The sequence below is a fragment of the Flavicella sediminum genome (genome assembly GCF_006381105.1).
GTDB classification, from domain to species: Bacteria; Bacteroidota; Bacteroidia; order Flavobacteriales; family Flavobacteriaceae; genus Flavicella; species Flavicella sediminum.
In genome coordinates, this window is record NZ_VDET01000002.1 from 783,648 (window position 1) to 796,962 (window position 13,315).

At 35.2% G+C, this 13,315-nt stretch carries 9 protein-coding genes; 1 reads left to right on the top strand and 8 read right to left on the bottom strand.

Annotated features, from left to right (window positions below; all coding sequences use genetic code 11):
* Positions 1–83 precede the first annotated feature (83 nt).
* The 8 genes from FGM02_RS03690 to FGM02_RS03725 all read right to left on the bottom strand — a co-directional run bounded on the left by FGM02_RS03690 (position 84) and on the right by FGM02_RS03725 (position 12,455).
* Positions 84–1,934 carry a sulfatase-like hydrolase/transferase gene (locus FGM02_RS03690; RefSeq protein ID WP_139956967.1) on the bottom strand — a complete coding sequence of 617 codons (1,851 nt, stop codon included), beginning with the start codon at positions 1,932–1,934 and terminating at the stop codon, positions 84–86.
* A 110-nt stretch (positions 1,935–2,044) separates the two neighbouring features.
* Positions 2,045–3,604 carry an alpha-L-fucosidase gene (locus FGM02_RS03695; protein WP_139956968.1) on the bottom strand — a complete coding sequence of 520 codons (1,560 nt, stop codon included), beginning with the start codon at positions 3,602–3,604 and terminating at the stop codon, positions 2,045–2,047.
* Positions 3,605–3,735: 131 nt separating this feature from the next.
* Positions 3,736–5,589, bottom strand: a complete 1,854-nt coding sequence (locus FGM02_RS03700) for a sulfatase-like hydrolase/transferase (RefSeq protein WP_139956969.1) — start codon at positions 5,587–5,589, stop codon at positions 3,736–3,738.
* Positions 5,589–7,154 (bottom strand): sulfatase family protein, encoded by a 1,566-nt coding sequence (locus FGM02_RS03705; protein ID WP_139956970.1) that lies wholly within the window; start codon positions 7,152–7,154, stop codon positions 5,589–5,591. Before FGM02_RS03705 ends, FGM02_RS03700 begins: the two co-directional genes overlap by 1 nt.
* A gap of 245 nt (positions 7,155–7,399) precedes the next feature.
* Positions 7,400–7,726 carry a hypothetical protein gene (locus FGM02_RS18170; RefSeq protein WP_208021470.1) on the bottom strand — a complete coding sequence of 109 codons (327 nt, stop codon included), beginning with the start codon at positions 7,724–7,726 and terminating at the stop codon, positions 7,400–7,402.
* Positions 7,727–8,053: 327 nt separating this feature from the next.
* The gene (locus tag FGM02_RS03715; protein WP_394344432.1) at positions 8,054–9,907 is read right to left on the bottom strand and encodes a M1 family metallopeptidase; all 1,854 of its coding nucleotides are present in this window, start codon (positions 9,905–9,907) and stop codon (positions 8,054–8,056) included.
* Between the two features lie 3 nt (positions 9,908–9,910).
* A complete protein-coding gene (locus FGM02_RS03720) occupies positions 9,911–11,575 on the bottom strand; it encodes a S8 family peptidase (protein ID WP_139956971.1) in 1,665 nt (554 codons plus the stop codon).
* Between the two features lie 19 nt (positions 11,576–11,594).
* Positions 11,595–12,455: an MBL fold metallo-hydrolase gene (locus tag FGM02_RS03725; protein ID WP_139956972.1), complete on the bottom strand. Its 861-nt coding sequence runs from the start codon at positions 12,453–12,455 to the stop codon at positions 11,595–11,597.
* A gap of 385 nt (positions 12,456–12,840) precedes the next feature.
* Here FGM02_RS03725 and arfB point away from each other — a divergent pair, with 385 nt between their 5' ends.
* Positions 12,841–13,245, top strand: a complete 405-nt coding sequence (arfB, locus tag FGM02_RS03730) for an alternative ribosome rescue aminoacyl-tRNA hydrolase ArfB (RefSeq protein WP_139956973.1) — start codon at positions 12,841–12,843, stop codon at positions 13,243–13,245.
* The last annotated feature ends 70 nt before the right edge of the window (positions 13,246–13,315 follow it).

A 13,315-nucleotide genomic window follows, 5' to 3' on the forward strand; every position in this document is an offset into this window, starting at 1 on the left:
ATTGCTTAAAAACTACCAGCCTTATGCTATATTCAAGTTTTTGTTTTAGAAAATAAAATTCCGAAAACCAACATTCTTAATTCTTATTGTCCATTTAAATAGTCCAATCTTCTCAATACCTGAGGCTCTTCTAATACGTTTGCATGCACTTTGTTCTTGTCTAAATGAAAACTGTAGTTCATGGCACAATCTTGCATCAATACGATAGAATTTAAAATCAACAAAGCTTCAGCACCGTCTCTAGAATCGTACAAAGCTTGCGTCATGCTATTGGCTGGGTTTTCTGTTTTCGACAAACCTAAAAACTCAGCGGCTCTTACTTTGTTGATCAATTCAGTATCGTTCTTGGCAATTTCTTTGATTTCACTGGCCAATTCTTTTGCTTCCGTTCCAAAAGCACTGGCACTGATCAACGCCCAATAACGCACCCAAGGATCATTTGCTTGCAAGGCTTTTTGAAGTTTCGACTTTGCTTTGTCAAAATCCAACAACATTAAATTCGAAGTCTTTAAATAGGTTTTGATGTCCTTTTTATGTTTTTGTCCAAAAGCTACCGGATTTTCAAAGGCATTTTTAATTAAATAAAACTCAGGATAAAAAGACAAATCGGGCATGCTTACAATACGCTTGTTCAAATTGGCTCTTAGTTCTTTGACTATTTTCTTGTATTCCGCTTTAGCAGCTAAATTATGCAACTCATAAGGATCTTTTTCCACATCGTACAATTCTTCGGCTTGTTTTGGCTCGAAAAATTTAGACTGGTCTGCATTTAATTTTCCTTCTTTGTACAACTTGATCCATTCCTGATAGCCCAACTGCTTGTAGCGGTAGTTGTTCATTAAGCCATCAAAATTAAAAGGCTCGTAGTTTCTGGTGTATTTGTATTTTCCTTTTCTTACCGCACGTACCATGTCGTATTTCTCATCCATACGGTTGGTATAACTAAAAGTCTCCGTACGCTTTGCCAAATTCTTAGCAGAAACTCCTTTTCCTAAAAACGGCTTTCCATCCATTTCCTTCGGAACCTCAACACCTGCCAAATTTAAAACCGTAGCACCAAAATCGATAAAACTGACAAAAGCATCATTTCTTGTACCTGCTTTTACGGCAACCAAATCTTTGAATTTAGTAGGAATATGTACCACCAACGGCACATGTACGCCCATTTCATTGATATAACCTTTGCTTCCTGGCAACACACCACCATGATCGCCATAATAGAAAATAAAGGTATTTTCATACAAGCCATCTGCTTTCAATTTTGCCACAACAGCTCCTAACTGTCGATCCATTTCTTGCATCTTATCATGGTAACGTGCATGGGTATAGCGAAACAAATCGGTTTGCGGATGGTTGGGTTGAATGACCATTTTAGAGGCATCCGTTTTTGTCCCTGCTTTTACATCAGCTTCTGTAAAATGCAAACGACTTTCATGGGTGGTTTCTATATTGTGTACATAGAAAAATGGTTGATTTGGTTTGCGATCTCTCCAAGTAGATTTTTTTGAAGACTTGTCCCACACCCCTTCACTGGTACTAATATTATAATCTTCTTTTGCATTGTTTGCTGTATAATAACCTGCTTTGCGCAAATACGCAGGAAACATATCCGTTCCCTCTGGCATTGGTACTTTTACCATTCTTCTGTGGTAATGTGTTGCCAATCTAGGTCCGTAAGAAGAAGAAATTAAGGTAGATCTTGCTGCACTACATACCGGTGTGTTTGAAAAAGCATGGTTAAAAACCACACCACTTTTTGCCAAACTTTCAATATTTGGGGTTTCAGCGCCGGTTGTATCATATAATTTTAAATAATGTTTGGAATTGTCTTCTGATACAATCCATACGATATTTGGTCTTTCTTCATTTTGGGCTTTTAAGGAACTCGTTCCTAATTGAAGCAAAACAACGACAAGCAAAAATTTAAATTTCATTTTCTTTTTTATTTATAATTCCAAGCAATTTACCTATTCTTCGAAAAACAAACCCCACCTAAAGCATTTTTAAGTAGGGTCGTTTTATCTCAATTTTGGCTGTATTTTAATTAATCTACATGCGATTCAACAGCACCACCAATGGCATTTTCTTTATAGCCTTCCAAAGTAATTTTGTAAGCATGTGCGTATTTAGAAGGTAAACTTGTTGGCGATTTGATCACCACTCCTCTTTCATCTCTTACCCATTCTACTGCTTCATCACTTCCTAACAATTCTATTTTTTCAATTTTAGAATTTAAGGCACCAATATCTGTACTTAACGATTTTAATACCGTCACCACTTTTGGTGCATCCATTACTGTGGCATACAAAATTTTCTCTCCCTTTTTTACATAACGGATGTCGTTATTTTTGTAGACAATTTTTAATTTTTCAATTTTATGACCACCTTCTGGCAAACGTGTTGGTCCTTCTCCAAAAACTTTCCAAGGACGTGTTCCGTAAATAGATTCTCCGTTTACTTCTAACCAAGCACCCATTTCTTCTAATAAATAAGCCATTTCTTTAGGAATAGATCCATCTGGATTTGGAGGTACATTTAACAACATACATCCATTTTTAGCCACAATATCAACAAGAATATCAACCAACTCATTTGGTGTTTTGTATTTTGCTCCTGGACGGAAAAACCATTGTCCCGGAGAAGTATCTGTCAACCAAACTTCTTGTTTCGGTTGGTTTGGTCTACCTCTTTCGTAGTCTTTAATGGCAGTGGCTTCTGGAAATGTAGATTCTTTATACGCCACAGCTACATCTTTACCCCATTGCTGACCTTTGTTGTAGTAGTAAGCCAAAAACTTTTGACGACTTTCTTCCGTCATATTTTCTAACCACCAGTCAAACCAAATTAAATCAGGTTGGTATACATCAATATATTCTTTCAGTTTTGCCCACCATTCTTTGTAAAAACGCTTGTCTGGAGTTTCAGAGTCTAAAGCATGCGGACTTGTATATAAGTCGTAATCTTTTGGGTTGATGTTTCCATGTGCGTGTGCAGGCGCAAAATATTGCCAAGTAAATGCATGGTGAAACGAAGCCATAAACTTCAATCCTGTTGCTTCAATTTCTTTTTTCAAAGCAGCTGAAGGATCAATACCTCCATAATTCATAGAATTCCAACGTGTAGATTTGGCATCCCACATAGCAAAATTATCATGGTGCATGGCTACAGGACCTGCAAACTTAGCCCCTGATAATTTGAACAATCTTGCCCATTCTTTGGCATCAAAACCTGTCGGTTTAAATTCTTCAATTATTTCGATATACCCTTTTTCTTTAGGATCTCCATATTTTTTGGTATGATGCACAAAATTGGTTGTAGGTTTGGCATTTTTTGTAGGCACTACCTTACCATCTGTATACATTTTCATACCATGCCAACCTGCATAATGTGTTTTTGGATCTGCTCCTACAAAAGCGTTAGAAACGGGTCCCCAATGTGCATAAATTCCAAATTTAGCATCTTGAAACCATTGTGGTTCTTCATTTACTTTCTCCAAAGATTTCCAATTTTCTTTGAACTTCTTTTGCGCTTCAACACTGTACGTAAAAACCGTACCGACAAGGGTCATAGCGAACACACATCTTTTCAGGTTGCTTAATTGCATATTTTTATTTTTAGTAATTTCCTATTTATAATTGCTCTCTGTTGAATTCGTTTCAACAAGTAACAAAACTACGTGTAACAGCTATATTTCTATTTAACAAATGATTTTGTTTGTAGCATAAATGTGTTTTTTTAGATTTTTGGTAGTATCTTTTTAGGAATCTCTATTTTTTTATCATCGGCACCTTTGGCAAAATCTGAGCGATTGTAATCGTTCTTTTTCACCCAGTTACTTTCAATACGACCATCACCTAGTGTAATATTTCCTAACTTTTTTCGGAACCAATCTGCCAATTCCTTGTATTCCGTATCGTTCGCCACATTGTTTCTTTCCATGGGATCTACACGCAAATCATAAAGTGCCATTTCTACATGAGCTCGTGGAGCATCTAAGCCCCATTTCACATCAATATTAGGTCGTTGTTTGTTACTTGCTTTGGCGTTGCTTTTTCTATTTCGCATAGAAAAGGAAAAATCTTTTGTTCGTAAAAATGCTCTTGGTCCAACCACATGATTGAATTCCCCTAGTACATAATCTCTAGTTAATTTTTTATCTGTCAACACTTCGGCTAAATCGTAACCATCTAAATATTCAAATTCTTGCTTAGACAAATCTGCACCACCAGCCGCAAGTACTGTTGGCATAATATCTACATATTCAGCAAAACCCGTAAATACTTTTCCAGCTTTGAATTTCTTTTCTTCTGAAGAAACCACAATTGCCGTGGTATGATTTGACAATTCCCAAGGTGAAAATTTAGCTTCAATACCTTGTTCTCCTAATTGCCAACCATGATCACCGCATACATATAGAATTAGATATTCTTGCTTGTTTTTCTTTGAATAATCTTTGAATGCTTGTATGGCTTTTCCTATTTGAGAATCTCCAAAAGCGCAAAAAGCATAATAATCACGAATGGCTTGTTGCTTTTCTTCATAGGTCATGGCATCCGTTTTCATTTTATCGTACAATTTCTTTAATTGTGCCGGTAATTTTTTCAGTTCCTTTTTATCAAATTCAGGAATGGCATATATTTTTCCTGCAAAACGATCTCTAAATTCCTTTGGAGGCATGACAGGTGTGTGTGGAAAATGATAACTTAAACTGGTAAAAAAAGGTTTGCTTGTTACAACTCCTTTCATTTGTTTCCCTACGGGGGAAAAATAATTTTTATTCGTATTGTTTAAATAAGCTAAAAACTCTCGGGTAATATTTCCATCCAAGGTTTTATCTGCGGGCATGGAATTTACCCCTCCAATAATTAAATCGGGATTGCTACGTGTGTACGCATATAAAATATCCAACTCTTCCTCAACCTCAGCTTTTGTTTTTTTCTCTTCGGCAGTCAATTCTTTCACTCTAGAAAAAGATTTATGTACACCATTAGGATAGTAAAAATTTACTCTTGAATCCAACTTCGTGTATTTGCCGTTTACTTTTCCCCACTCCGTACTATTGTCCCAGTCGGTTGTGTTTTTATTCCCCCTTAACTCGGTTGAATTTACATATTGCTCATAAAAATTCGTTTCTCCACGAATGGCTTTTGGCTCCCAATTAAAAATATAGTAGCCTTTTTTACCAAACATAGCCGTTTGATATCCTTGCTCTGCCATTACTTGCGGCATGGTTTTGTTAAAAAAATCGGTTTGATTGTGTGTTTTTTCAAAACCGTAAATTCCAGAATGGTGTGGATATTTACCCGTAATCATACTTCCCCTAGAAGGCGCACAAGCCGGTGAATTGCAATAAAAATTTGTAAAAACGGTTCCTTCTTTTGCCAAAGCATCTAAGTTTGGAGATTCCACATATCCTAAGGGGCTCTCTTTTTTACCTGATACAATTTCATTGTAATAGCTATTCGAATCCATACGTTGGTCATCCGTTACAATCCAAAGAACATTTGGTTTGGATTGGGCTTTTGTTTTTGACAAAAACACAAACGACACTAGCAATAGGAATGCTATTATTTTAAATTGGTTTTTCATTAGTGCTTGATTTTATTTTTTTTAGCTCTTGCTTTTTCTTGTTGTTTTAATACCGATTGGTAATCTCCTGTTAAATAAGGTTTCTTTTCAGCTGCATTAGCTTTTCTATCAAAGAGAATTTTATACTTCGGATAATCATGCTCTTTAACCACGTGCTTTGCCAAATGCTTCAGTTTTTTATCGTACAGCGAACGCATTTTTTTCAATTGCTTTTTATACGCTGGGTTTGAAGCCAAATTTGCCATTTCCAATCGATCTTTTCCTAAGTGAAATAATTCTTCTGTAGGCTCCATACGGTGATCGGCATATTGCCAATAAATATATTTCCAATCTTTTGTAACAACTGCCATTTCTTGAATTTCATCATTACCCCACATATTGGTCAGCGTTACGGCTTCTCTCCCAAACTTTTTAGGTTTGACTATTAAGGTTTGTAAGGCTTCACCATCCATGTTTTTAGGAATTTTTATGCCTGCGTAACTTAAAATCGTAGGCGCCATATCTATATTTCCTGTTACAACGTCTCTTTGTACTCCTTTATTTTCAGCCGTTCTTGGATCGTAAATAATTAAGGGAGATTTAGAAGCTTCTTCATAAGGCAATACTTTTCCTCCAAAACTATGCGCTCCGCAACTGTAACCATTGTCACTTGTAAAAATGATGATGGTATTCTCATCAACCCCCAATTCTTCTAAAGATTTACGAATCATTCCTAAAGAATAATCCACTCCATGAATTAACTGATTGTATTTTTGAATTGCCTCTTGGTAATTTTCTTCGGAATCTCTCCAAAAATCGTAGGCATTGTATTGTCGACCCGTTTTTGCTTGTGGCGCTAAATGTGTTGCATTTTCAGCTCCATAATTAGCGGGCTTCTTGTATTTTTTATTTTTATACACATAGTCGAAATACCTATCGGGTGTAAATGGCAAATGTGGTGCCTTATAACTAATAGACATGCAAAAAGGCTTACCTGATTGCTTTGCAGATTTTATAAAATCGTGCGCCCATGCTCCATAAGCCCTTGTACTGTGTGGGTATTTTTTAGCATAAGAAGCAATACACGGATTTTTTGCTGTTTGGTAATTTGTTTGTCCCGGACCTCCGCCCCATTGATCAAAAGCAGTTGTTGGCAAGGCATCATTCGTGCTTTCATTCCAATCATCACCATCAGAAACTGCAAAACCAAATTTCCCAGCAAAACCAGTATAATACCCCGCTCTTCTTAAAATTAATGGATATGAATTCTCGAATTTTTCTGGCTTCAAAGGACCGTGCATAAAATTACATCCTGTTTTGTACTCATACATACCTGTCATGATAGTGGCACGACTTGACATGCAAATAGCGGTTGTATTGTAGTGGTTCATAAACTGAACACCTTCACTAGCAAGGTTGTCCATATTTGGGGTGACCACCTGTGTATTTCCGTAACAGCCCGTCGCAATACTGGTTTGATCATCCGATAATAAAAAAATAATATTCGGACGCTTGTCGCTTTGTGCATAACAAAAACTACTCCATGAAAATAAAATGACTGCAACTGTATTTTTTAGCAAACCCATAGTTTTTTTTTACTGATTTAAAATTTAATATCACTTCCTAACAAAAATACCACTTGCTTAAGGCGCCGCTTTAAACAAATGATTTTGTTTCTAGCATAAATGGTTTTACTAGGCTGTATAAGTACATTACAAGAAATACGAGCCATACAAAATATTAGAATGTCTCCTCTAGAAGAGTCGAGAGCTTATAAATCTCGAAATCAATAATTTCGATTCCACTCGACCTGACATTATAAGAACATTTATTATGATGTAAAAATGCACCCAATTTTCATTAGATGCATCTTAAAAAAGGAAGTAAAATTAGAAACGGCATGTGCTATTTCAGAATGTGTTACCCAAACCCAACCCGGTGCTTTTGGCCAACGTGAGTAAAACATATGGTAAAGATTGTCTTCTCCTTTTACTAGAGAACCTCCCCAAATACTCATCGTATCATTGGAAAAAACAGATTTGGGTGAAACTTTTCCGAATTCAATTTTATAATTTTCTACACGTTTGGTTTTCTGTGGCGACTTGCTACAAGAAGTGAATAGTGCAATTGTAATTGCTAAGGATACTATATATTTCATACGATGTCATTTTTATGTATTTATGAAAACAAACCTTTTATCAAAATTTCGGAAACGTTTCCGAAAGGCTTATTTTTTTTAAAAAAAATTATCCAGTACAAAACTATAGTGCGTTTAGTTAGATTTTTCAAACTTAGAAAACAGACCTAGTCGTTTTATCAAAAACTGTTTACCAAAGATATTTCAATTATTTATGAGAATCTTAAACGAATGATTTTATTGCCGCTACATATGATTTTTCAAAGACTTAAAAACGACTATACAAATGCTAGACACAAAAAAAGCTGCCCAAATGGACAGCTTTTTTAAAAACTTATAAATAGTGTTTTATTTCTCTTCCTTTATAGCAGGCCAAACATTGTTTTTTTCATCAATATCAGCCATTCTTTTAGAAACATCAATTTCTGCTTTTACAACATCTTTGGTCGTAACAAAAGAATAATTAGGCAGTACCCACGACCAATCTGGCAATAATTTAGCCGAAGTAGCCTTCTCTCCTCTCATGGCCACTAATGGAATGTAAAACTCTTCCACAGAACCATCTGCATAGCTAACTTTTAAATCGATAGGCATAGGCATTCTTCCTAGTCTTTCTAGTAAAACTTCATTGCCATTTGTTACACTTACACTGTAATCAATTGTATTTGTTGTTTGTGTCCAATGGTTCAAATACCATTCTAAAGAAATACCAGAAATTTTTTCAGCACTTCTTTTGATATCATTTGGAACAGGATGTTTGAATTTAAAATCGGCATAATACTTTTTCAAACTTTCAGCTACATTTTCTTTTCCTATAATATATTCTAACTGACTTAAAAACAGGGCGCCTTTGCTATAGCTAGAAACCCCATAGGCATAATTAAACTTAAAGCAATCGGCATGCGTTGTTAAAGGTTCTTGAATTTTATAGTTTACCAAATTATAATAGCTCGAATAAGAACCTTCATTTGGATTTTCAGCTTTCCCTTCCAAAACTAGGTCTTCTGCTATATTGGAAATATAGGTTGTAAAACCTTCATCCATCCATGGATATTTTTGCTCATTGGTAGCCAATACAAACTGAAACCACGAGTGTGCCATTTCATGTGCTACAACACCCACCAAACTCCCGAACTCACGTTCTCCAGTTATTAAAGTACTCATAGCGTACTCCATACCACCATCTCCTCCTTGAATAACCGAATATTGCTTGTACGGATATGCTCCAATATGCTCGTTATAATAGGAAAGTAAGGCTGCCGTTTTTGGTTGCAATTCTTTCCAATTTTTCAAGTATTTCTTCTTCATATTCTTTTTATAAATAAAATGAAGTTTTGTACCTGAAGTCGTTTCTAAAATATCGTGTTTAAATTTAGGATCTGCGGCCCAAGTAAAATCGTGAACATTTGGCGCTTTGAAATGCCAAGTCAGTTTTTTACTTTTTGACTTTTTCACTTTTACACCTTCATCTTCATAGCCATGACCGACTTCATTGGCATTTTGTAAATAGCCAGAAGCACCAACGGTGTATTTTTTATCGATGTGTAATTTCACATCAAAATCACCCCAAACACCATGAAATTCTCTAGCGATATACGCATCTGCATGCCAACCTTCAAAATCATATTCCGCCATTTTAGGATACCATTGCGCCATAGAATAAGCAACACCTTCTTTGCTATCTCTTCCCGAACGTCTAATTTGCAAAGGTACTTGTCCTAAAAAGTCCATCGTAAAAACAACTGTTTCACCGGCTTTTATAGGTTTGTCTAATTCCACTTCTAAAACAGTTCCTTGGACTTTATATTCCAATGACACTCCGTCTTTTTCTAAAGAATTGACTTTCATAAAACCTATTTCATCTGGCTTTAAAATAGAAATCCGACTTTGAGTAATAGGCTTTTCCTTAGTCCCCACGTTGTTGGTCATTCTAGAATCAGGATCTTTGATGGTTTGCAATCGAATATCCATTTCGCTGTTTGGCTGAAAGGCATTGAAATACAAATGGTAAAAAACTTTTGTTAGCCTATCTGGAGAATTGTTGGTATAGGTCAATTTTTGCTTTCCAATAAATTGGTGCGATTTGACATCCATATCAATATCCATCTCATAAGAAACATGCTGCTGCCAATAAGAATTATTTTGTGCGTGCATGCCCAATGAAAACATGAAAACAGCTAGAAAGCAATACTTGATCATCATTTTTTATTTTTTTGAAACCATTGCTTCTGCCATTTTAACGGCATTGTAAGCATTTACAATTCTTCCTGAAACACATAAATCAGACAAATTTACCATTTCGTCTTTTGTTCCTGGTTTGATCAATTTGAAATTAATTTCTACACCAGAATTCATCAAAATATATTTTACTTGTTTGGCTGATAATTCAGGATAGTAAGAACGAATCATGGCAGCAACACCTGCCGTAGAAGGCGAAGCCATAGACGTACCACTTAAATACTTATAGGCACCATTAGGTACTGGAGCATATATTTTTACACCAGGAGCAAAAATATCTACATTCTTTTTTCCATAGTTAGAAAAGGTAGCCAACATATTTTTATCATAACTAGAGCCCATAGCACCAATTGTAATCATATTGTCTGAAATTTCTTTTGAAAGATCCGGCGCGTCATTTGGAAACGAAGCTTCTATATCAATATTTGCGGCATCATTTCCTGCTGCATTTACAATTAATACATCGTGCTTTTCAGCATATTTAATCGCATCATGTACCCAATCTGCATGTGGAGAATAGGCTTTTCCAAAACTGGTATTGATTACTTTTGCACCGTTATCTACAGCATATTTAAATCCAAGAGCCACATCCTTATCGTATTCATCACCATTAGGCACACAGCGTACAGACATTAATTTTACATTGGTAGCCACACCATCAACACCTTTCCCGTTGCCATTTTCTGCTAAAATAATTCCTGCCACATGGGTTCCATGAATTTCATCCGCCTGTCTGATCATCGGATTTCCATCACCATATACTTTGGTTTTTAAATTATTTTCATCATTATTTAATTCTTTTCTAGGATTAAAATCTAAATTGTAATGTGCATTTACTTGCGAGGTGTAATAATCAATTCCACCTTGAACTTGTTTCATTTGTTCGGCATAACTGGTACCACCTTTTAACAAACGAATGGTCATTTCCTTTTGCTTGATCAAACCTTCATCTGAAGTAACAATAGCTTCTACATCTTCCAAATTATAGGTTTCTTTTCCAGTTTGCTTTACCATGGCTTGGTGTGCCCCATTGTACAAACTGTAATAGAAATTAAATTGGTTTTTAGATTCCGATGCTTCTCCTAGTTTCTTATCAAAAATTTCTTTTAGCTTGATGTATTCGTCGTATTCTTTTTTGTCTTTTTTAGAAATATCCGCTGCAGTTTTACCGTCAAACTTTTTAGATTTTTCTTTAATGATTCTAGTAATTTCTAAATTCTCATCATAAATCTCCCCTAAAAAATTCCATCCATGAATGTCATCCACATACTTGTTTTTATCATCGTCAATTCCATTTCCAGGAATCTCCTTCGGATTTGTCCACAAAACGTTTTCTAAATCTTCATGTCCTAAATCTACTCCAGAATCATTGACAGCGACAATAATTTCTGTCGATTTTTTTCCTTTCAAAAACTCGTAGGCTTTGGCAATACTCATTCCCGGAATCGTATCATTACTAATATCTGCATGTCCCCAAGTCTGTCGTTGACCTTCGGTTAAAGCTGCTTTTTTTGACGGCAACTCAATGGCATTACTAACAGCTGCAGGAACGGCTATTCTGTGAATAGACTTACAACTTACTAAAGAAGCCATGACAAGGCTTGAAATGTAAAAAGTTTTTGAAATTCTCATATCTCTCTCTGTTTAATCTTTATTTAAATATATTTTTGAAGTCATAAGTGTTTTGCAACTTAATCCCTCGATCTGTTCTTTCTACGGTGCACAGTTCATTTGAAAAATCGTGTTCTAAAAACAAGTAATAATTTTCGTCTGCGGCTTTGTTTAAAAAAGCAGCTTTTTCATCCATGGTAAGTAAGGGTCGTGTATCATAACTCATTACATAAGGCAAAGGAATATGCCCTACTGTTGGTAACAAATCTGCTGCAAAAACTAGGGTTTTATCTTGGTAGGTTAGTTGTGGCAACATTTGTTTTTCCGTATGCCCATCCACTGTTAAAATTGAAAAACCGAGTTCTGAATCTGACAAAAAGTTTTCGCCTTTAAAATCGATAAATTCCAACTGACCGCTTTCTTGAATTGGTAGGATATTTTCACTTAAAAAAGAAGCTTTTTCTCTTGGATTTGGTTTCGTTGCCCAATCCCAATGACTTTTATTAGACCAATATTTTGCGTTTTTAAAAGCAGGTTCAAAACCCGTTTTGGTTTTATTCCATTGAATAGCCCCTCCACAATGATCAAAATGCAAATGTGTTAAAAAAACATCGGTAATATCATCTCTATGAAAACCTAAAGCCGCCAATGAAGTATCTAAAGTTGAAGTCCCCGATAAATAAAAATACCCGAAAAACTTTTCTGCTTGCTTATTACCGATTCCGGTATCTATTAAAATTAATCGTTTGCCATCTTCAATGAGCATACATCGCATGGTCAAATCAATCATATTATTTGAATCGGCAGGGTTGGTGCGTTGCCAAATACTTTTTGGAACAACCCCAAACATAGCACCTCCATCTAATTTCAGATTTCCGGTTTCAATTGGGTAAATTTTCAAGACGTTGTTTTTTTAAATTTTCTAGGTGTCATCGCTCGTGAAAACACATATATCGTAGCAAATTAAGATAAAATTACTAGATATTATAATCAAGCTTCATTTGTTAGATAAATCTTAACAATTGTTAGCTAGAACAGCCTAAAATTTCAATGAAAACTTAGGTGCTTTTTCTTTTCAAAAGAAATAGATGAAATAAAAATCCTTGGCTAAAAAATGCTACTACAAACCATAAACACTGCACCTTTCAAAATGTTTCTTTGTTTTTGCTTTGTGACAATTCTCTTTTACTTTATTTTTAACAAAAAACCCGTGAGCTAAAAGTCTTTTCAAAAAAATCTGATTTGAAAACCTACAAACAAGAACAAGCTCCTAATTCTGTTTACTGATGAATATAGAAACATTAATAAGTGAATTAAACTTTAAAGCTAGTAGAAGCTCTGGAGCTGGAGGGCAGCATGTAAATAAAGTATCTTCTAGGATCGAAGTTTTTTTTAACATCAACGAAACAGAAGCTCTTAATGAAAGAGAAAAAGAGAGGATTCTGTTAAAACTAAAGAATAAAATTAACAAAGAACAAACCCTTAGTCTAAGCTGCGAAGAAACCAGATCTCAACATAGAAATAAAGAATTGGTTACAGATCGCTTGATTAGTTTATTAAAAACAAACTTGATTCGTCCAAAAATAAGACGAAAAACAAAACCTACCCTAGCCTCTTTAAAGCGAAAAACTGAAAACAAAAAACGACTGTCTTCAAAAAAAGGTTTACGCAAACCTCCTAAATTAGAGTAATCATAAAAATCGGCAACAAAAACCTTATTTCAATTCTTAGTTTAACGACAAACAGTTCTTTTCATTTACA